Raw genomic sequence first — 21,261 nt, forward strand, 5'->3', positions numbered from 1 at the left:
TCAGCGAACCGGCGGCGCATACTGGATGCCGCCGTTGTTCCACAGCGCGTTGAGCCCGCGCTTGATCTTCAACACGCTGCCCTGGCCAATATTGCGTTCAAACACTTCGCCGTAGTTACCCACTTGCTTGACGATCTGCACCACCCAATCCTTGCGCAGTTTCAGGTCCTTGCCGTATTCGCCGTCCGCCCCCAGCAACCGCGCGATATCCGGGTTCTTGGTGGTCTTGACCTGTTCTTCGACGTTCTGCGAGGTGATGCCCATTTCCTCGGCATTGAGCATCGCAAAAAGGGTCCATTTGACGATGCTGAACCACTCGTCATCCCCCTTGCGCACCAACGGCCCCAGCGGTTCCTTGGAAATCACTTCCGGCAACACCACGAACTCATCCGGGTGGGCCATCTTGATGCGCTGGGCGTACAGGCCTGACTGGTCGGTGGTGAGCACGTCGCAACGCCCGGCTTCCAGGCCCTTGGCGCTTTCGTCGGCGGTGTCGAAGGTGATCGGCGTGTATTTCATGCCGTGAGTGCGGAAGTAATCGGACACGTTGAGTTCGGTGGTGGTACCGGCCTGGATGCACACGGTGGCGCCGTCCAATTGCTTGGCTGCGGTGACGCCCAGCTTGTTGTTCACCAAGAAACCGATGCCGTCGTAGTAGGTCACGCCGGTGAACACCAGGCCCATGCCCGAGTCGCGGGAACTGGTCCAGGTGGTGTTGCGTGAGATCAGGTCGATTTCACCGGATTGCAGCGCGGTGAAGCGTTCCTTGGCGGTCAACTGGGTAAATTTCACTTTCGACGCATCGCCGAAAACAGCCGCTGCCACGGCGTGGCACACGTCCACATCGATACCGGTCATCTTGCCCTTGCTGTCCGGAACGCCGAAGCCCGGCAGCCCGTCACTGACACCGCACTGGATAAAGCCTTTTTTCTGGATAGCGTCCAGGGTCGTGCCCGCCTGGACGGTACTCGCCAAGCCCAGCACGGCGGTGGCACCGATGGCGGCCAAAGTAGTTTTGAATGGGTTCATGCAAGGCGCTCCCTGTCATTCCTTATTATTCGGCGCTCCACAGCCCGCGCCGGTTTATAGTGCTGCCGGGCAGTATCAACGGCTTTGCGCCACTGCCACAAACGACCTTTAGGCAAAGGCTCCTTCCGATTTGGAATGAAGTGCATGATTTCAAAACGCTTGACCCCCTCGATGACGGCCCTGCAATGCTTCGAGGCCGCCGCCCGCCATTTGAGTTTCACTCGCGCCGCCGAAGAGCTGCACCTGACCCAGAGTGCGGTGAGCAAGCAGGTGGCGCAGCTGGAAGAAATGCTTTGCCATAATCTTTTCGAACGGGTGCGCCAGCGTTTGTACCTGTCGCCAGCGGGCTCGTTGTACCTGGCCGAAGTGCACAAGATCCTCACCCAGGTGGACATCTCCAGCCGCTACATCCTCACCTACGGCGGCGAAACTGAAGTACTGCGCATCGCCACACAACCCACCTTCGGCGACCGCTGGCTGGTACCCAAGCTCAAGGATTTCGCGGCGAAACATCCGAATATCCACTTGGACGTGCGCAACGAGCTGGAGCCTTTCGACGTGTTGCAGGCCAAGGCCGACATCGCGTTTTTCTTCGGTCAGGGCTCCTGGCCGGGGGCGACCTGCCTCGAGCTGTTTCGTGAGGCGGTGGTGCCGGTGTGTGCACCAGGTTTTGTCGCCGAAGGCAGCGATGCCTCGTCACACCACACCTTGTTGCAATGCACCTCGCGCCCGGAAGCCTGGCACGAATGGTTCCTGGAACAGGGCCTGCACTCACAGAATAGCTACCATGGGCCGCGTTTCGACACGTTCTACATGTGCATCCGCGCGGCACAATCAGGCTATGGCGTGGCGCTGGTGCCGCAGTATCTGGTGGCGGATGAATTGGCTCAAGGCAGCCTGATGATTCCCTGGCACTATGCGATGCCCAGCAGCGGCGCGCACTTCATCGCCCATGCCGAACATGCCGGCGAGATTCCCAAGGTGAAAGCCTTCCTCAACTGGATGGTGGAGTACGTCGGCACACATCCCGACTTTCAGTCATGACCCGGCGACTTTATTTCGTTTGCGGCAAGGGCGGGCGCCCGGCTTAGATAAAAACAAGCCCGTCACTGCCGAGTCCCCGATTCATGAGCCGCGAAACCATCAGCCAGTCGATTTCCATCGTTCACCCCATCAGCCTCAGCCACGGCAAAAACGCTGAGGTCTGGGACACCTCGGGCAAACGCTATATCGATTTTGTCGGCGGCATTGGTGTGCTCAACCTCGGTCATTGCCACCCCGGCGTGGTCGAAGCCATTCGTGACCAGGCGACTCAGTTGACCCATTACGCGTTCAACGCAGCACCTCACGCGCCCTACATCGAGCTGATGAACCGTCTTACTGCGTTTATCCCGGTGGACTACCCCGTCAGCGGCATGCTCACCAACAGCGGCGCGGAGGCGGCGGAAAACGCGCTGAAGATCGTGCGCGGCGCCACCGGTCGCACCGCAGTGATCGCGTTTGATGGTGCCTTTCACGGCCGTACCCTGGCCACGCTCAACTTGAATGGCAAGGTCGCGCCCTACAAGCAAAAGGTCGGGGTATTACCCGGCCCTGTGTATCACCTGCCCTACCCCAGCGCCCATAACGGCGTGACCTGCGCCGAAGCACTGAAGGCCATGGACCGCCTGTTCAGCGTGGAAATCGACGTCAACGACGTGGCCTGTTTCATCATCGAGCCGGTGCAGGGCGAAGGCGGGTTCCTGGCGCTGGACATTGAATTCGCCCAGGCGCTGCGGCGCTTTTGCGACGAAAACAACATTCTGCTGATTGCCGATGAAATCCAATCGGGCTTTGGCCGTACCGGCGAGCGTTTTGCTTTCTCGCGCCTGGGGATCGAGCCGGACTTGATCCTGCTGGGTAAAAGCATCGCCGGCGGTGTACCGCTGGGCGCCGTCGTAGGGCGCAAGGCGTTGATGGACAATCTGCCCAAAGGTGGCCTGGGCGGCACGTACTCCGGCAATCCCATCGCCTGTGCAGCAGCGCTGGCAACGCTGGATGCAATGACCGATGAACACCTGAAAACCTGGGGCTCACAGCAAGAAGAAGCCATCGTCAGCCGTTATGAGACCTGGCGTGCGCAAGGCCTGACACCCTACCTCGGCCGCCTGACCGGCATTGGTTCCATGCGCGGCATCGAACTGGCCAACACCGACGGCACACCCGCGCCGAAACAGCTGGCCCAACTACTCGGCCTGGCGCGGGACGCCGGTTTGTTGCTGATGCCCAGCGGCAAGTCGCGGCACATCATCCGCCTGCTGGCACCGCTGACCATCGAGCCTGCGGTGCTGGAGGAAGGCCTGGGCATTCTCGAGGCCTGCCTCAAACAGTTGGACTAGTAACGCGCATCGACAGGTTTACCGCCGTTCGGCCAGTCCTTGACCTTGTCCGGGAAGTCCGGGCGCGGTTGGCCGGAGAAATACGCCGCCACATCCACCGCTTCCTGGTCCGACAAGCCGCCCTGCCCCAACGGGAATTTTTCGTGGAAGCCAATCGGCATGTTGCGTTTGACGAACGCCGCGGCCGTGTAGGTGCGCGCCATGCCGGCACCGATGTTGAACGATTGATCGCCCCACAGCGGCGGATAGATCAGTTCGCCATCGGCCCGTGCCAGTCCCTGGCCGTTGTCGCCATGGCACACCGCGCATTGCTTGGCGTAGACCTGTTTGCCATTGGCCAGGTCCGGCTTGATCGCCGGGTCGACCTTGCCCACGCCGCGCCCGGCCACCTTGTCTTCGGGGCGGGTGTTGTTTTTCATCCAGCCGAAGTAGGCGACCATCGCTTGCATGTCCGCCGATTGCGGCGGCAGGGGTTTGCCATTCATCGAGCGACGGAAGCAGCCATTGATGCGCTCTTCCAGGGTCACCACCTTGCCCGCGCGCGGCGCATAGCTGGGGAAAAACGCCGAGACGCCCACAAACGGCGAGCCATCTGCCACCGTGCCAGCGTTGAGATGGCAACTGGTGCAATTGAGCGAGTTACCGACGTTGTTAGGCAGCAACTCCTTGGTTTGCAGGTGCAGGCGCATACCTCGAACCACCTGGTCGGCGTTGGGCGCCGCGAGCAACTCGGCCAGGCGCGGAGTTTCGAAGGCCGACGAATCGGTGGTAGCTGGGTTGAGTTGATCGCGCAGTTTCTTCACCTGGGCAGCGCTGATCGGCGTGCCTTCGTTACCCCAGCGGGTGCGCACGAAACTGAGGATCTCGGCGATTTCCTGATCCTTCAAACGGGCGAAACCCGGCATGGTGTAGACCCGTGGATGCGTTGCCGTTTGTGCGGTTTCCCAGCCCGTCAGGGTGATGTGCAACAGTGACGTCGGGTTGCTAGACGCAATGCTCGGGTTGCCGGCCAGGGGTGGGAACAGACCTTTCACACCCGCACCGTCGCTGCGATGACAGTCGCTGCAGAACTGCATGTACCCGAGGCCGCCACGACTGGTGAACAGATCTGCCGGTGGCGTGGCAGGCGCCAGGGCCACGGACGGCATGGGCAGGTCGTCCTTGCCGGGCGGCAGCGACTTCAGATAGCTAGCGATGGCGGTCAGGTCATCATCGCTGAAGTGCTGGGTGCTGTGGTGAATCACATCGGCCATGTTGCCGGCGACCGTGGCAAAGCGGTTCTGCCCGGTCTTGAGCAGTTGCACGGTGTCTTCCACCGTCCACAGGTTGCGCAGGCTCAGGGCACGCCAATGCTCGACGGTTTCACCGGCCAGGTAGTGCTGGCCGCTGGAGCCTTCGTCGCTCAGGGCTTTTTCCTGGAACGCGATGCCCCGTGGCGTGTGGCAGGAGCCACAGTGGCCCAGGCCCTGGACCAGGTAGGCACCACGGTTGAGTGGTTCATCACGTGTCGGATCCGGCTTGAAAGGCCGTTTATCGAGGAAGGCGAAATTCCACAATGCCAAGCCCCAGCGCTGGTTGAACGGGAAGCCCATGTCCGCCTCAAGATTGGCCTGCTGCACCGGTTCGACGCCTTGCATCAGGTACACAAACAGGGCGCGCATGTCGGGTTCGCTCATCTTGGCGTAGGACGGATACGGCATCGCCGGGTACAGGTTCATCCCCGTCGGCGTCACGCCTTCGCGCATGACACGGTCAAACTGCTCGAAGGTGTAGGCGCCAATGCCGGTCTCGCGGTCCGGCGTGATGTTGCTCGAAAAGATCGTGCCCATCGGCGTGCTCAGCTCCAGGCCGCCGGCCATCACCTTGCCTTGCTTGGCGGTGTGGCAGGCGATGCAGTCGCCCAGTTGCGCAACGTATTTGCCCTGTTCGATCAGCGAAGCGTCGGGAACGTTGGCGTGCAGGGGAAGAGACAAGCAGAGCGTCGCCCCCAGCAAGGCCAGGCGGGAAAGGGAAAGCGCCATCGCATTAGTCCTTTAATAACCTGGCGTGGGCGGTCCCCTTGGCGCAGGTCAGTGGTCGTTTTTATGGGTTCATCAGGCCTTTGTGTTGTAACGGTTTTGGGGGCGGGGAGTGTTGATGTGGATCAGGGGCAAATAGCTGGCACGTCATTCGCTCGACCGTTGATAAGATACCCCTTGAAGACCTGTACGTATTTCTGTACGTTCCAGCCATCGAACGAGGACACCGTCATGGAAACTATCAACTACACCAATGCCCGCGCTCATCTGGCCGAAACAATGGACCGGGTTAACGAAGATCACATTCCACTGCTACTGACCCGGCAAAAGGGTGAGCCGGTGGTGATGATTTCACTGTCAGAATTCAATGCCCTTGAAGAGACTGCCTATCTGCTGCGCTCGCCTAAAAATGCCGAACGCCTCATCAACTCAGTCAACAGCCTGAGAGCCGGTAAAGCGAAGCCAAGGCGGTTAATTGAAGAATGAAAATACTCTTTACCCCTGAGGGCTGGGACGACTATCTGTGGTTTCAACAGAACGACAAGGCAGGGCTCAAGCGTATAAACCTGCTGATCAAAGCCATCCAGCGGGATCCATTCGACGGCGTTGGCAAGCCTGAGCCGCTCAAACACAACCTGAGTGGTTTCTGGTCTCGACGGATCACTGCAGAGCATCGTCTGGTTTATGGTATTGAAGACGACGAAGTACAGATACTGATGTGCCGTTATCACTACTGACAGCATTTACCAGCAGTCACCTGATACCTTCCAAAATCTAGCCAACGCATCTCTGCACGGACGCACACCATGCTCGACATCCTCCAAGGCACGCCCATTTGGGTCTACGCCATTTACCTGTGGATTTGCTACTACGGCATCAAGGCCTGCCTGGGCGGGCGCGAGAATCGTCGCTCGCTGGTGATCCTGCCGGTGGTGCTGGTGGTGTGGTCGTTGATGTCACTGGCGCCTTCAATCCTGTTGAGCGGCGCCTGGGTTGCCGGCGCGGTGCTGGGCAGCCTGGTGGGGATGGTGTTGTTCAACGCTGAAGGGGCGCAACTGGATGCCAATGGCGAGACCCTGGTATTGCCGGGCACCTGGAAAACCCTGCTGATCTCGCAACTGTTCTTCGCGGTGAAGTACTACTTCGGTTACCAGCAAGCCGTGCATCCGCTGCTGCTGAGCACGCCGTCGATGCTGATGGCAGTGGGAGGCGTATCGGGGTTTACCGTAGGTCTGTTTTGCGGACGGGCCGTACGGTTGCAGCGGGCGCTGACGGCGTTGCGTCGGGATAAGGGCATTGTGCTGCCTTGACCTGACCTCCCTGCCCCCTGAAAATGCCCGACGCTTTTTTGTCCTCGTTTACTGAAGTAGTGAAATTTCAATGTCCGATTCTTACACCGAACAATCCGCCCCCGAAGAATCCGTAGTCGCCTTGCACGCCAAAGCTGAATACGAAAACGCCATCAATCTTTCACAGCACCTGCCTGCGGCCAAGATCATCAGCGAGATGGTGCTGGACGCGTTCCACACGTCCAAGGAAAGCGACCAGATCCGCGAACTGCGCGTGGCCATCCGTCAGGCCCACGATGCCTTCGACGACGACAAGGCCTACGAACTGATGGGCCAGCTCAAACAACTCAAGGACGCCGAGGCCGCCGATAACGCTGCCCTGGAAGACCTGAGCAGCCAATTTTCGATCAGCCGTATCCTGTCCAGCTTCAAGGACGATCCCGAGTTCCAGGCGTTGGTCTATGGCCTGGCATTGAAGGTGCTGAACCAGAGCCACCAGGCCATCAGCAACCCGAGCGCCGGCAAGAGCAAAACCTCACGGCCCAAGAAAGAAGCCGAAGTGTTTGTGATCAGCAAGGATGGCATCAGCGTCACCTTGCCGCTGCGCACGCCGCGCTCCAAGCCGAACGTCGACCGTGAAGCGTTCGAGTTCCTGGGCTTTGCATTCGTGGGTGAAGGCAGCGAAGCGGAGCTGGAAAGTGAAACCTTCGTCGACAACAGTGGCACCGAGCAACCGGTCACCCGCAAGAGCATCGTGACCGCGTTGCAGCAACAAAGCGCCTTCGACGGCTACGCCATCAGCGCCCAGTCATGACCTAGTGCAACGAGGCGTCCGCGCAATGCGGTGCGCCTCGCCCATTCAGGCTTGCTTGTTCCATAGCACCGTCGAGGTTTTCATCACTCCAACGGCGACGCCGAACAGCAACAAGATAAAACCTGCCAGCAACCATGGCGACGGCAAGGACGGCCGCGACACCAGCATGAACGCCAGCGACGGCGCGATCATGACGCCGATATTCACGCCTGCCGAGTAGTAGCCAAGGTTGCGGTCCACCGTGCCACGGCTGGAAATGCTGCTGATGTAGTGAGTAATGCCGGGGAACACGATCATCTCGCCAAGGCTCCACAACACCGTGGCCACCATCAACAATGCCCCCACCTGCCCGAACCCCATCAAAAAGAAGCCAACGCCCGCCAGCAGGAACCCTGCGGCCAGCGAGCGGCTACTGGACACGTGCACCATACGCAGGTTGATCGGCACTTCGAACACAATCACTAACAGCGCATTGATGAAGAAGATGACGCCCACGTAATAGGTCGGCAGCGAGGTGTAATGGATGATGAAGGCCGACAGAAACGTGGGGGGCAACGCGTAAGCCACATGCACCGGCAGTGCCGCCAGCAATATCACCAGCAGCCGCGAGCGTTCATGGGCCGCCATCTCGGGCAACCCCTCACCTTTGCCGACAACAGGCAAGCCCGACGTCGTGGGTGTTGCTCGCCCGAACACCAGGCACGCACCGAAGGCCAACAGCGACAGGGCCGCGTTGATGTAGAACACCGCATCCGCATTGCGCAGGAACACCAGGCTTCCCAGCAAGGGCCCAATGGCCATCCCGATATTGATTGCCAGGCGGTTACAGGAAAACGCCACTTTGCGAGCATCCAGCGAACTGTGAGCAACCGTCTCGGAGTAAGTCGCGGGCGTGAACGCTTCGTAGCAGGCGCCCCAGAGAAAAGACAGCAGCAAGAGTGCAAGGGTGTTGTCCACCGAAGGGATGATCAGCAGCAGCAACGCATTGAGCAGCAGTGAAGCCAGGATCACCCGATGCGCCGAGAAACGCTTGATGACCGCGCCGATGACCAGGTCGGTGCATAACGCTCCGACACCGTACAACCCCACCAACAGCCCGGCAGTGCCCGACGATACGGCGTGTTGCTGGATCAGGTACGCCGCATAGAAGGGAAACGCGAGGGTCCCCATACGGAACACCAAGGTGATCATGAACAGTGACTGCAGCCGAGCATTCAGGCTGCGCAAGGCTCGGTAAGTGCCCATCATCGGGACACCCTGCAACCGGTTTCGCAACGTTTCATGGAACCGCTCCCTCGCCATGACGATGCCGGCTCATCCGGCATCGGACTCAATAGCGGGGAAACGTAATGCACCTCTGGCCTGCCAACAAGCTGCCCATATGGACAGGTAGACAGCAGCGCCGGACCTGTTCGGGGCTTATGACGGGGAACGTATGTAACCCAATTCCAAGGCCCTGCGAACCGCTGACTTGCCGTTGGTGACGTCCAACTTGGCGAAGATGTTCGTCATGTGGAATTTGACCGTATGGGACGTCATGCTGGTCAGGAGCGCCACCTCGTTGTAGGTCTTGCCCAGGCTCGACCAGGACAAGACTTCAGTCTCGCGGGGAGTCAGCACGTTAGGCCGCTCGACGGGCGGACGGTTTTCCAGGGCCTCGTCATAGACCGACACCAACAACATCTGCAGCTCACTCTGGTTCGCCAGCACTGTCTCGCGAAACTGCTGGCCTTCACCAAAGCTGCAAAGGTTAAGCACCGAGTAGAACCCCTGATTGCCATGCACGATAAAACTGGCGCCTTCGCCCACCGGCTTGCACGGGCCCGGCACAGGCACCGCGTCGGCGGCAGGTTTGAGCAGATTTTCGTCACTCCAGAAAAACGGCTTGATGCGCTTGCGGGTGAGGGAGACCAGCCGGTCGCGCCGATAAAAATCATCAGCGGTGTCGGACTGCTCCAAGGCTTCGGGGTAGTTGGAAATGATCTCTGCTTCATCCAGCGTCGGCCCGCACTGGTAGACCTCGAAATGTCCCAGCCCGCGCCGGCTCAGTTCAACGTCGAGTAATTGCCGCACGGATTCGGGCGCATCGTTGGGTTGGGCATCGCGTCGCATAGGTATCGTCCTTGATCGTTGACTACGGAATGAGGCCAGCGACGTGAGCTGAAGGCTTCTATCCCGAAGCGCTTGAGACAACGTCGACTCATCGCGTAAAAAATACGCTGTAAAGGACGAGAATGAAACAGGCCTCAGGGGCTTAAATGCTCACGATCTGCTGCGCGAACACCTCGCGAAAACGCTGCATTTCCTGCTGGTTACCCACCGTCACCCGCACCCACTGCGGCCAGCCTTTAAACACTCGGCCGATCAGCACGCCCTGCGCCGCCAGCTTCTCGATCACCTGCTCCGCCGGTTGCTTCACGTCGATCATGAAGCAATTGGCCTGGGAAGCCGTGCAGGTGAAACCACGCCCCTTCAACCAGGCTACGGTTTCATCACGCAGTTGATTGTTGAGCGCTTTGCGTTGTGGCAACAGCTTCACGTCCTCCAGGCTGGCCAGGCCGCCGAGCAAGGTGGTGCCAGCCGGTACGTTGTCGCCGCCAAACACGGCCAGGCGCTCCAACAATGCCGGATGGCCGATCGCCAAGCCCAGGCGGGCTCCGGCCATACCGTAGATTTTCGAGAAGGTGCGCAGCACCAGCAGGTCGTCGTGGTCCTTGATCCAACTTACAACGCTGGGCACATCGGCGAAGTCAATGTAGGCCTCGTCCACCACCAGCACGCTGCCTTTGGGTTTGTTCGCCAACGCGTGGCGGATGGCTTCGGTCGGCGTAATGGTGCCAGTGGGGTTGTTGGGGTTGCACAGGTAGAGCATGCCCGCCTGCGGGTCTGCGGCGAGCATGGCCGGAATGTCGTGGGCATGCTCGGCATCCAGGCTGACTTCCTTCACCGGCGCCTTGTTCGACTCGGCGGCCTGGCGCGGCACTTCATAAGACGGTGTGGCCATCACCAGGCCGCGGGTTTCGGTGGTGAATGCGAGTACGGCATAACGCAACGCGGCCATGGAGCCTGCAAACACTGCCACCTGTTCCTCGGCAATACCCTGCTGCTGGGCAAACAGCCCGGCCAACCTGTACATATGCCCGTAAGGGTAGCGTCCGGAGGTGGCGATGCCTCGCTGCATCGCTTCACGCGCAGCACCTGAGGGGCCGTAGGGGCTTTCGTTGTAGTTGAGGCGTACCTTGTCAGACTTTGCTGGCGGCGGCGCTGCCATCGCCCAATCCAGCCGACCCAGCAATGGCAGGGCAGCACTTACAGCGAGAAGGGACCGACGACTAACGTTGACCATGTGGCAACTCCTTGTTGGCGAGGGATGGATTCGCACAGCACGCACTGAAGGGTATGACGATAAAAATACCCAGGGATTTAAACCATCGCCAAGAAAAAGCCCCGCGCTTCTCTCGAAGGCGGGGCTTTTTCACTGCCGGACCACTCAGTGAGCGTAGGTCAGCAACAGCTCTTTCGGCACTTGGAAATCCAGGGACATCATCACGCTGAGCGCGGTGATGGTGAAGATCGAGAACACGAACAGCTTGCGTGCCCAGACGGTGTCATCCACCGCCTTGTAGCCGGTCCAGGCCATGTACAACCAGTACATGCCCATGGCGGCGGCGACGGCAAGGTAGCTCATGCCGGCGTAGCCACTGAAGGTCAGCATCAAGGTCGCCACGAGGAAGGCCAGGATGTACAGCAGGATGTGTTTCTTGGCCACCTGGATGCCACGTTTAACCGGAAGAACCGGAATCGACGCAGCCAGGTAGTCATTGAAGCGGAAAATCGCGATGGCGTAGGAATGCGGCATCTGCCACAGGCTGAACATCACCAGTAGCGTCAGCGCGGCCATGTCGAAGCTATTGGTTACAGCCACATAACCAATCACCGGCGGCATCGCCCCCGACAGACTGCCCACCAGCGTGCCGTGAACCGACTTGCGCTTGAGGTACAGGCTGTAGAGGCCGACGTAGATGACAAAACCGATCACGGCAAACAGCGCCGCCAGAGGGTTGGCCACCTTGTACAACAACGCCACACCGGCAACACCCAGGACGGTCGCGTAGATCAGTGCCAGTTTCAGGGAGATAAGGCCCTGCACCAGCACGCGATTCTTGGTGCGCTCCATCTTGATATCGATGTCACGGTCAATGCAGTTGTTGAACACGCATCCGGAAGCTACCACCAGGGAAGTGCCGATCATTGCAGCCAGGAAGATGGCCAGATCGACATGTCCCTTGGAGGCCAGGAAGAAACCGCCCGCCACAGAAAGCACGTTACCGAAAATGATCCCCGGTTTGGTGATTTGGATAAAGTGCTTAAGCGACATCGGGTCTTACCTCACTTCGCCATCATGAACGTATGGATGCTGAACATGATCCATATCGACAGGCCAACCAGCAGCAGGATTACCAACCCTGCGAACACGAACGCAATCACGTTATCGCGTTGCTCTTTGGAACGGTCCAGGTGCAGGAAGTACACCAGGTGAACCAGAACCTGGATCACCGCGAATGCCAGCACGATCATCAAGGTGATCGACTTAGGCAGGGTCGGGTACATCACCAGACCGAACGGGATGAGCGTCAGGATTACCGACAGGATGAAGCCGATGGCGTACGACTTTACGCTGCCGTGGCTCGCATCATGGCTGTCATGGTCATGGGAGTGTGCATTAGCCATTACAGAGTCCCCATCAGGTAAACAACGGTGAAGACGCAGATCCAGACCACGTCCAGGAAGTGCCAGAACAGGCTCAGGCAGCTCAGGCGAGTCTTGTTGGTGTTGGTCAGGCCGTGTTTATTGACCTGATACATCATCACCGCCATCCACAGCAGGCCAGCCGTTACGTGCAGACCGTGGGTGCCTACCAGCGTGAAGAACGCGGACAGGAAGCCGGAACGGTGCGGGCCGTAGCCTTCGGAGATCAGCAGGTGGAACTCGTTGATCTCCATGCCGATGAAGCCCAGGCCGAACAGGAAGGTCAGTGCCAACCAGCTCAGTACGCCTTTCTTGTTGCCCTTGTAGAAGGCCAACATGGCGAAGCCGTAGGTGATCGAACTGAACAACAGCAAGGCGGTTTCGCCGAGCACGTAAGGCAGTTCGAAGATGTCGTGGCCCGACGGGCCACCCGCTACGTTGTTTACCAGTACCGCGTACACCGCGAAGATCGACGCAAACAAGATGCAGTCGGTCATCAGGTAGAGCCAGAAACCGAAAACGGTCATCGGCCCCGAGTCGTGGTGATGGTCATCGTGCCCATGGTCATCGACATGGGCGTGTCCAGCATTGGTCACTAAGTTCGACATGGTTTAAGCCTGTTCCAACGAGGTTTCTACACGGTTGGCCGGGATTTTCTTCTCGGCTACCAGGCGAGCGTGCTGCTCGGCTTCGATGCGTTCGATCGTCTCGACCGGCACCATGTAGCCTTGATCATCACGGGCAGCGTGAATGATGAAGTAACCGATAGTGCCCACCAGGCTCGCGATTGCCAGCCACCAGATGTGCCAGATCATCGCGAAACCGAACACGGTCAACAGCGCACCCATCACCACGCCAGTGGCGGTGTTGTTTGGCATGTGGATCGGCTCGTAGTGCTTAGGACGCTGGTACGCAGTACCGTCTTCCTTGGCTTCGGTGAACGCATCAATGGTGTTCGCAGTCGGGATCACGGCGAAGTTGTAGAACGGCGGAGGCGACGAAGTCGACCATTCCAGGGTGTGGCCATTCCATGGGTCACCGGAGTCGCAAGCGTTCTGCTTACGGTCACGGACACTCACGTACAGCTGGATCAGCTGGCAGGCGATGCCCACAGCGATCATCACCGCACCGAACATGGCAACGTACAGGTACGGCACCCACTCAGGGTTGGTGGTGGCGTTCAGACGACGGGTCATGCCCATGAAGCCCAGTGCATAGAGCGGCATGAACGCGACGAAGAAGCCCGAGATCCAGAACCAGAATGCAGCCTTGCCCCAACCTTCATGCAGCTTGAAGCCGAACGCTTTCGGGAAGTAGAAGCTGAAACCAGCGATGTAACCGAATACCGCACCACCGATGATCACGTTGTGGAAGTGAGCGATCACGAACAGGCTGTTGTGCAGCACGAAGTCAGCACCCGGGATGGCCAGCAGTACGCCGGTCATGCCGCCAATGGCGAAGGTCACCATGAAGCCCAGGGTCCACAGAACCTGGCTGGTCATGCGCAGACGACCGTGGTAGATGGTGAACAGCCAGTTGAATAGCTTCACCCCCGTCGGGATGGAAATCAGCATCGTCGCCAGGCCGAAGAAGGCGTTGACGCTGGCCCCCGAACCCATGGTGAAGAAGTGGTGCAGCCACACCATGAAGCCCAGTACAGAGATCGCGCCCGATGCGTAAACCATCGAGTGGTGACCGAACAGGCGCTTGCCGGTAAAGGTCGAGATCACTTCGGAGAAGATACCGAACGCTGGCAGGATCAGGATGTACACCTCAGGGTGACCCCATGCCCAGAACAGGTTCACGTACATCATTGGATTGCCACCAAGTTCATTGGTGAAAATGTGGAAATCCAGGTAACGGTCAAGCGACAGCAGCGCCATGGTAGCAGCCAGGATCGGGAACGAAGCCACGATCAGGACGTTGGCCCAGGTGCAGGTCCAGGTGAAGATCGGCATGTCCATCAGTTTCATGCCAGGGGCGCGCATTTTCAGGACGGTGGCCAGGAAGTTGACCCCCGTCAATGTCGTCCCGAGTCCTGATAACTGTAGCGCCCAGATGTAGTAGTCCACACCCACGCCAGGGCTGTATTGCAGGCCCGACAATGGCGGATACGCAACCCAACCGGTCTTGGCGAATTCGCCGACGCCCAGGGACACGTTGATCAGCACTACGCCGGAAACCAGCAGCCAGAAGCTCAGGGAGTTCAGGAACGGGTAGGCAACGTCACGGGCGCCAATCTGCAGCGGCAAGGCCAGGTTCATCAGGCCGGTGAAGAATGGCATCGCCATGAAGATGATCATGATCACACCGTGAGCGGTGAAGATCTGGTCATAGTGTTCAGGTGGCAGGTAGCCAGGCGAACCCTCGGTGGCCATGGCCAACTGGGTACGCATCATGATGGCGTCGGCAAAACCACGCAGCAGCATGACCATGGCAACGATGACGTACATGACGCCGATTTTCTTGTGGTCGACCGAAGTCAGCCACTCGGTCCACAGGTAGGTCCACTTCTTGAAGTACGTGATACCTGCAAACAGTGCCAGACCACCCAGCGCGATCATGGCGATAGTCACCATTACGATCGGCTCGTGGAACGGGACCGCATCCCAACTTAATTTACCAAACATCGTTTACTCCTCTGCCCCAGCAGTTGAATGCGAGCCCGTGTCAGAACCTTCAACCGCGGCCACTTCTTTCTTCTCGTGCTTGACCGGCTTGCCTGGCTTCATACCTTCGTACTTGTCGACGATTTTCTGAAACAGGTCCGGCTCATACGCGGAGTACAGAGCGACTGGGTTGTTCTGGCTTGGTTTGGTCAGGGCGTCGTATTCAGCTTGATCAAGCTGTTTAGGTGCGGCCTTGACTTCGGCTACCCAGGCGTTGAAACCTTCCTGGCTCGTCGAGATCGCTTTGAATTTCATGCCGGTGAAGCCAGCGCCGCTGTAGTTTGCGGAGATGCCTTCCATTTCAGCTTTTTCGTTGGCGATCAGGTGCAGGCGAGTCTGCATGCCTGCCATCGCGTAGATCTGACCGCCCAGGGCTGGGATGAAGAACGAGTTCATCACGGCGTCGGAGGTGATCCGGAAGTTCAGCGGAGTGTTCTCCGGGAACTGGATTTCGTTGACCGTGGCGATACCCAGGTCCGGGTAGATGAACAGCCACTTCCAGTCCAGCGCGACCACTTCGATGTTGATCGGCTTGACGTCGGACTCCAGCGGACGGTACGGGTCCAGCTCGTGGGTCGACTTATAGGTGATGTAACCCAGGGCGATGATGATGAGGATCGGCACCAGCCACACTGCGATTTCAATCTTGGTGGAGTGCGACCACTTCGGCGCGTAGGTCGCGCTGGTGTTCGACGCGCGGTATTTCCAGGCGAAGGCGAAGGTCATGATGATCACAGGCACCACAACCAACAACATCAGCAGGGTGGCGGTGATGATCAGGTTTCGTTGATCCAGACCGATCTGTCCTTTTGGGTCCATCAAGGTCCACTTGCAGCCTCCCAGCATTAACATCATGCCAAGCAGCGGCAAAAAGCCTAGTAATCGGGGGTACCTGTTTTTACTCATCTCACGACCTCTAAAGCAGCTTGCGCAATGCAGTTGGGTTTTGATCGCCAACACTTCACCCTGCCAAGGGTTGGCATTTCTCTTCGATTGAATAAGAGCCTGCCCATCGCGCCATAAGGAGGCGTTTCACGGACCTGCGGTGAGTTCTTATTCGATTTCGTGGTTAAAGGCCTTGTTACAGACCAATTCCATTTGGTGCGGATAGTTGAAAGGCTGTCGGAACCTTGGGGTCGCACAGAGCCATCCATCTGCCCCTCGACCGCTCCAGTGCTCAAATAGTGAACAGCACCGGACATTCAGTGCGGGCGATTGTAGTTAGCTAGCGATGTATAAACCATGTCTTATAAAGAAATAATTTTTATCGATTACAGCAATAATCCTTCACCAATATTGCAAAGGTTCGCGATCTTATCGCGTTAGATTCTCAACAAAAACCACAAAAATTGCCGTGTTATAGGGCAATCCGCCACAGTCCTTACGCGCTGTAAGGGCATGCCAAACCGATGCAAGCCCCCATAAAACAAGGCATTCGGACATCACCCAATTGCTGGCGCGGCGCGAGGTCCGTGGCCTCGTCAGAACCACGAACTGACAGCACATCTTGGCCGTTTTATGCAAATTTAAGCGGCCGTTCGGCGGGTCAGAAACGTCCTGCGGCAGCTTCCGTGTGACAACATGTCGCACACTGCACACACCCAAAGTTGTCCGACGTCACGTTCTATTCACAAATCCCTACACACAAAAACGCCCCGGCCTTCCCTCAAGAAGGACCGGGGCGTTTCAGGGATGGGCTCAGGCTTTGCGCTGGCGATTCCGGTAAATGCCCAACGGCACCAGGATCACCGTCAGCACGAACGCGACCAGCGCCCACTGCGCCAGGGACAGGCCCAGCACGGGCGGATACGGGGTGCTGCAGAAGCCGTCGACCTGGAAGCCCAGGGGAAACACCTTGGCCAGTGGCAGGTCATCGACGATCGGTTGCAGCACATCGATGCCGCAGCTGACTTGGGGGAAGAACTGGGTGTACACGTGGTGACCGGCTGCGGCCACACCGCCGAGGGCGCTGAGGATCACCAGCCCTTCGAAAAACGTGAGCGCCCCTTTGGTGCGCATGGCTGCGCCGATGAACGCGAAGATCGCGATCAACAGCAAGGCATAGCGTTGCAGGATGCACAGCGGGCATGGCGCCTCGCCCAGTACCACCTGCATATACAGCGCACCGCCGATCAGCGCCAGGCAGATGATGCCCAGCAACACCAGAAAGCGCCGCTCCCTGCCTAAACGCAATTCGTCACTCATCACCGTTTCCCTTTGTTTGGTTGTGCCAATGGCCGCAAGTTTACACACAGGGAGTGGTTTAAACAGAGGGGGGTTAACGGGGGATTAATCTGCGGAAATGTTGTAGTGGACTGTGGCGAGGGAGCTTGCTCCCGCTGGGCTGCGTAGCGGCCCCAAGATATTGGGAGTGCTTCGCACTGGAGCGCCAGCCCGGTCCAGCGGGAGCAAGCTCCCTCGCCACAGGATAGGTGTATTTATTCCAGCGCCGCAGCCGGGCCGAAGAACTCGTAGCGACTTTGCTTCTCTGGCACGCCCAAGGCCTTGAGGTGGCGCTTGATCGCGCCCATGAAACCTTTAGGGCCAAGGAAGTAGGCATCGATGTCGCGTTGTTCAGGCAACCACGCAGCAAGCTGTTCCTGGCTGAGCAAGCCCACCTTGTCCGCCGCCGGGCTCACGCCATCATCTTCGGAGTAGCAGTAGAAGCGCTTGAGCTGCGGATGCTGTGCTGCCAGCGCATCGACCCAATCACGGAACGCATGCACCCCGCCATTGCGCGCGCAGTGGATGAAGTGCACCGGGCGCTGGGTAGCCAGGGCGGCTTCGAGCATCGGCAAGGTTGGCGTAATGCCGACCCCGCCACTGATCAGCACCAGCGGTTTGTCGCTGGCTGCCAGGGTGAACTCACCCGAAGGCGTGAACAGATCGATGGTCGCACCGACGTGCAACTGGTCGTGCAAGTAGTTGGACACCCGCCCGCCGGCTTCGCGCTTGACGCTGATGCGGTACAGGCCCGAATCGGTCAGGGCCGACAGCGAATAGTTGCGGCGCACTTCCTCGCCATCGAGCACCAATTTCATGCCGATGTACTGGCCTGGCGCGGCGGCGAGAATCGGACCGTTGTCCACCGGGGCAAAGTAGAAGGAGATGATTTCGTCACTCTCCACCACGCGCTTGACCACGATGAACGGCCGCGCGCCGCGCCAGCCACCGGGCGCCTGGGCTTTCTCGTCATAGATCGCCGCTTCGGCGCCAATCAGGATATCCGCCAATTGGCCGTAGGCCGCGCCCCAGGCACTCATCACTTCAGGGGTCGCAATCTCGCTACCCAGCACTTCGGAAATCGCGCGCAGCAGGCAGGCGCCGACGATCGGGTAATGCTCCGGCAGGATCTGCAAGGCCACATGTTTGTTGATGATCTTGGCCACCAGGTCACCCAGTTGGTCCAACTGGTCGATATGCCGCGCATACATCAACACGCCATTGGCCAAGGCGCGGGGTTGGTCGCCGCTGGCCTGGTGGGCCTGGTTGAACAGCGGGCGAACTTGCGGGTACTCGGAAAGCATCATGCGGTAGAAATGGGTGATCAGCGCTTCGCCGCCGCTTTCCAGCAGGGGCACGGTGGATTTGACGATGGCACGGTCTTGGGCACTAAGCATGGGAGCCTCCTGGGCTTCTTTACTGATTGCCTTTACCTACTCAGTATTCGTGCCAACTAATAAACCTATATATTTCAATGACTTATTTAATGTGTAGTCAGTATGACTTCCTACAACGTATAGTCATAAGGACTACAAGGAGTCATTATGACTGCGCAATCGCTGCTCACCACCCTGCTGCCCCTGGTCGCTGACCTGTCCCGCGAACTGCCCGAAGGCGAGCGTTACCGTCGCCTGCTACAAGCGATGCGCGCCCTGCTGCCCTGTGACGCCGCCGCGCTGTTGCGCCTGGACGGCGAATGGCTGGTGCCGTTGGCCGTCGACGGTTTGAGCGCCGACACCCTGGGCCGGCGCTTCAAGGTCAGCGAACACCCGCGCTTCGCCGTGCTGCTGAGCAGCCCCGGCCCCACGCGATTTGACAGTGACAGCGAATTGCCCGACCCCTACGACGGTCTGGTCGATGGCCTGCACGGGCACCTAGAAGTCCACGATTGCATGGGCTGCCCGCTGTTCGTCGACGATCAGCCCTGGGGCCTGCTGACCCTGGACGCCCTCGACACCGAGCGCTTCGAGCGCGTGGAACTGGACGCCCTGCAAGCCTTCGCCAGCCTCGCCGCGGCTACCGTCAACGTGGCCGAACGCATTGAACGCCTGACCCTGCGCGCCGAAATCTACCGCGAGGCCAGCGGCCAGCAGCACAAGGAGATGATCGGCCAGAGCAAACCCCACAAGCGCCTGGTGGAAGAGATCAAGCTGGTGGGCGGCAGTGACCTCACCGTGCTGATCACCGGCGAAACGGGGGTGGGCAAGGAATTGGTGGCCCAGGCCATCCACGCCGCTTCGACGCGCGCAGATAAACCGCTGATCAGCCTCAACTGCGCCGCCCTGCCGGAAACCCTGGTAGAGAGCGAGCTGTTCGGTCATGTGCGCGGCGCCTTCACTGGCGCCTTGAACGAACGCCGTGGCAAGTTCGAACTGGCCAACGGCGGCACGCTGTTCCTCGATGAAGTGGGCGAACTGTCACTGACCGTGCAAGCCAAGCTGCTGCGGGTGCTGCAAAGCGGTCAGTTGCAACGCCTGGGCTCGGACAAGGAACACCAAGTGGACGTGCGCCTGATCGCCGCCACCAACCGCGACCTCGCTGACGAAGTACGCAATGGCCGCTACCGCGCCGACTTCTATCACCGCCTGAGCGTCTACCCGTTGCAAGTGCCGGCGCTGCGCGAACGCGGGCGCGATGTGTTGCTGCTGGCCGGTTTCTTCCTCGAACAGAACCGCTCACGCATGGGCCTGGGCAGCCTGCGCCTGACCAGCGACGCCCAGGCGGCGCTGCTGGCCTATAACTGGCCGGGGAATGTACGAGAGCTGGAGCATTTGATCGGACGCAGCGCGCTGAAAGCCCTGGGAAACTGTCGCGAGCGTCCGAAGATTCTCAGCTTGAATGCCCAGGACCTGGACCTGCCCGACGTCAGCGCACCCGTGATCGAAGCACACACCGAGGTGATACCCGTTGTGACAGGCGACCTGCGCCAAGCCACCGAGCACTACCAACGCCAGGTCATCAGCGCCTGCCTGGAGCGCCACCAGCACAACTGGGCCAGCGCCGCCCGCGAACTCGGCCTGGACCGCGCCAACCTCGGTCGGATGGCCAAGCGGCTAGGGCTGAAGTAAGGCTTTTTCGGTGGGGACAGGGGCGGGCTTGGGCTTACGAAACACCAACACATTGCCCAGCATCACCAGCACCAACCCCGCCAACGCCGGCGCGGTCCACTGGTAGCCCTCGGCAAACGCCGAGACATTCAGCGCCACCACCGGGAACAACACGGTGCAATACGCCGCGCGCTCCGGCCCCATGCGCCCGACCAGGGTCAGGTACGCGGTAAAACCGATCACCGAACCAGGGATCACGAGGTACCACAATGCGCCGACATACCGCGCACTCCAGTCCATCTCAAACGGAATCCCGCGCACCATGCAATAGGTCGCCAGCATCAACGAACCATACAACATGCCCCAGGCATTGGTGGTCAGCGGTCTCAGACCGGCCTTCTGTTGCAGACTCGACAGCATATTGCCCGCCGAGAAACACATGGTCCCCAGCAACGCCAACCCCAATCCGAGCAAGGTCTGCGGGCTAGCGGTATGCCCCACCAGTTCCGGCCAGAACAACAAGCCTAAGCCCAGCAAGCCCAAGCCGCCGCCCATCAACACATTGCGCGCCACCCGCTGGCCGAAAAATACCCGGGCATTCAGCGCGTTCCACAGCGTGGCCGTAGAAAACACCACCGCCACCAACCCACTCGGGATCCATTGACTGGCCGTCAGGAAGCACATGAAGTTCACGCAAAACAGACACAGCCCCTGGGCCAGGCAGATCAAATGCCCGCGCCGGTTCATCACCTGCAGCTTGCGGCTGACCAGCAACAGCGCAAACAACACCAGCGCCGCCAGGCCGAAGCGATAGACGATGGACACGGGAATCGCCACCACGCCCAGTTGCCATTTGAGGGCGATCCAGGTGGTGCCCCAGATCAGCACGGTGAGTAAATACAGGGAAAGGTTCATAGCGGGCTCCATCGATTGAGCCACAGTGTGGCCCGCGATCCATGCCGCGCTCTTGCACAATCTTGCGCTTTTGTCGGGCGGTGGGCGCACAGCACGCGCCGCGCGGAGTAGGATGCAAGGCGTCGGAGAG

General features: G+C 59.4%; 20 protein-coding genes. 7 read left to right on the forward strand and 13 right to left on the reverse strand.

Annotation, left to right across the window (positions count from 1 at the left end):
- A complete protein-coding gene (locus OZ428_RS28025; RefSeq protein WP_269131975.1) occupies nt 1-1,029 on the reverse strand; it encodes an amino acid ABC transporter substrate-binding protein in 1,029 nt (342 codons plus the stop codon).
- A gap of 144 nt (nt 1,030-1,173) precedes the next feature.
- Between OZ428_RS28025 and OZ428_RS28030 the strand changes: the two genes are divergently transcribed.
- Entirely contained in the window at nt 1,174-2,073 is a 900-nt protein-coding gene (locus tag OZ428_RS28030) for a LysR substrate-binding domain-containing protein (protein WP_269131976.1), read from the forward strand.
- 83 nt (nt 2,074-2,156) lie between these two features.
- Complete coding sequence (locus OZ428_RS28035; RefSeq protein WP_269131977.1) at nt 2,157-3,407, forward strand: 2-aminoadipate transaminase; 1,251 nt, start codon at nt 2,157-2,159, stop codon at nt 3,405-3,407.
- Here OZ428_RS28035 and OZ428_RS28040 read toward each other — a convergent pair.
- Nucleotides 3,404-5,428 carry a c-type cytochrome gene (locus OZ428_RS28040; RefSeq protein WP_269131978.1) on the reverse strand — a complete coding sequence of 675 codons (2,025 nt, stop codon included), beginning with the start codon at nt 5,426-5,428 and terminating at the stop codon, nt 3,404-3,406. The two genes, OZ428_RS28035 and OZ428_RS28040, sit on opposite strands and share 4 nt — an antisense overlap.
- Nucleotides 5,429-5,656: 228 nt before the next feature.
- Between OZ428_RS28040 and OZ428_RS28045 the strand changes: the two genes are divergently transcribed.
- From OZ428_RS28045 to OZ428_RS28060, 4 genes are all read left to right on the forward strand, one after another.
- Nucleotides 5,657-5,911: a type II toxin-antitoxin system prevent-host-death family antitoxin gene (locus tag OZ428_RS28045; protein ID WP_033896223.1), complete on the forward strand. Its 255-nt coding sequence runs from the start codon at nt 5,657-5,659 to the stop codon at nt 5,909-5,911.
- Entirely contained in the window at nt 5,908-6,162 is a 255-nt protein-coding gene (locus tag OZ428_RS28050; RefSeq protein ID WP_135309690.1) for a Txe/YoeB family addiction module toxin, read from the forward strand. Before OZ428_RS28045 ends, OZ428_RS28050 begins: the two co-directional genes overlap by 4 nt.
- Before the next feature lie 69 nt (nt 6,163-6,231).
- A complete protein-coding gene (locus tag OZ428_RS28055; protein ID WP_269131979.1) occupies nt 6,232-6,735 on the forward strand; it encodes a DUF6622 family protein in 504 nt (167 codons plus the stop codon).
- A gap of 70 nt (nt 6,736-6,805) precedes the next feature.
- Entirely contained in the window at nt 6,806-7,528 is a 723-nt protein-coding gene (locus OZ428_RS28060; protein ID WP_269131980.1) for a hypothetical protein, read from the forward strand.
- A 45-nt stretch (nt 7,529-7,573) separates the two neighbouring features.
- Here the strand turns inward: OZ428_RS28060 and OZ428_RS28065 are convergent, their stop codons facing one another.
- The 10 genes from OZ428_RS28065 to hmpA all read right to left on the reverse strand — a co-directional run bounded on the left by OZ428_RS28065 (nt 7,574) and on the right by hmpA (nt 18,566).
- On the reverse strand, nt 7,574-8,776 hold the full coding sequence (locus OZ428_RS28065; protein ID WP_269131981.1) for an MFS transporter: 1,203 nt from the start codon (nt 8,774-8,776) through the stop codon (nt 7,574-7,576).
- A 171-nt stretch (nt 8,777-8,947) separates the two neighbouring features.
- A complete protein-coding gene (locus OZ428_RS28070) occupies nt 8,948-9,640 on the reverse strand; it encodes a helix-turn-helix transcriptional regulator (RefSeq protein WP_269131982.1) in 693 nt (230 codons plus the stop codon).
- A gap of 142 nt (nt 9,641-9,782) precedes the next feature.
- Entirely contained in the window at nt 9,783-10,874 is a 1,092-nt protein-coding gene (ptaA, locus tag OZ428_RS28075; protein ID WP_269131983.1) for a pyoverdine biosynthesis transaminase PtaA, read from the reverse strand.
- Nucleotides 10,875-11,018: 144 nt separating this feature from the next.
- Nucleotides 11,019-11,906 carry a heme o synthase gene (gene cyoE, locus OZ428_RS28080; RefSeq protein ID WP_003194050.1) on the reverse strand — a complete coding sequence of 296 codons (888 nt, stop codon included), beginning with the start codon at nt 11,904-11,906 and terminating at the stop codon, nt 11,019-11,021.
- 11 nt (nt 11,907-11,917) lie between these two features.
- On the reverse strand, nt 11,918-12,259 hold the full coding sequence (cyoD, locus tag OZ428_RS28085) for a cytochrome o ubiquinol oxidase subunit IV (RefSeq protein WP_010206434.1): 342 nt from the start codon (nt 12,257-12,259) through the stop codon (nt 11,918-11,920).
- Complete coding sequence (locus OZ428_RS28090; RefSeq protein WP_010206435.1) at nt 12,259-12,885, reverse strand: cytochrome o ubiquinol oxidase subunit III; 627 nt, start codon at nt 12,883-12,885, stop codon at nt 12,259-12,261. Before OZ428_RS28090 ends, cyoD begins: the two co-directional genes overlap by 1 nt.
- A 3-nt stretch (nt 12,886-12,888) precedes the next feature.
- Nucleotides 12,889-14,907 (reverse strand): cytochrome o ubiquinol oxidase subunit I, encoded by a 2,019-nt coding sequence (cyoB, locus tag OZ428_RS28095; protein ID WP_269131984.1) that lies wholly within the window; start codon nt 14,905-14,907, stop codon nt 12,889-12,891.
- A gap of 3 nt (nt 14,908-14,910) precedes the next feature.
- Complete coding sequence (gene cyoA, locus OZ428_RS28100; RefSeq protein WP_028617882.1) at nt 14,911-15,852, reverse strand: ubiquinol oxidase subunit II; 942 nt, start codon at nt 15,850-15,852, stop codon at nt 14,911-14,913.
- 792 nt (nt 15,853-16,644) lie between these two features.
- Entirely contained in the window at nt 16,645-17,151 is a 507-nt protein-coding gene (locus OZ428_RS28105) for a disulfide bond formation protein B (protein ID WP_010206438.1), read from the reverse strand.
- 233 nt (nt 17,152-17,384) lie between these two features.
- On the reverse strand, nt 17,385-18,566 hold the full coding sequence (gene hmpA, locus OZ428_RS28110; RefSeq protein ID WP_269131985.1) for an NO-inducible flavohemoprotein: 1,182 nt from the start codon (nt 18,564-18,566) through the stop codon (nt 17,385-17,387).
- A 147-nt stretch (nt 18,567-18,713) separates the two neighbouring features.
- Between hmpA and norR the strand changes: the two genes are divergently transcribed.
- Entirely contained in the window at nt 18,714-20,237 is a 1,524-nt protein-coding gene (gene norR / locus OZ428_RS28115; RefSeq protein ID WP_033896213.1) for a nitric oxide reductase transcriptional regulator NorR, read from the forward strand.
- On the opposite strand, the gene OZ428_RS28120 is transcribed toward norR, so the two are convergent.
- Nucleotides 20,223-21,131 carry a DMT family transporter gene (locus OZ428_RS28120; protein WP_269131986.1) on the reverse strand — a complete coding sequence of 303 codons (909 nt, stop codon included), beginning with the start codon at nt 21,129-21,131 and terminating at the stop codon, nt 20,223-20,225. The genes norR and OZ428_RS28120 overlap by 15 nt on opposite strands.
- Nucleotides 21,132-21,261: the final 130 nt, after the last annotated feature.

The organism is Pseudomonas sp. GXZC (genome assembly GCF_026967615.1).
Taxonomy (GTDB): domain Bacteria; phylum Pseudomonadota; class Gammaproteobacteria; order Pseudomonadales; family Pseudomonadaceae; genus Aquipseudomonas; species Aquipseudomonas azotoformans_A.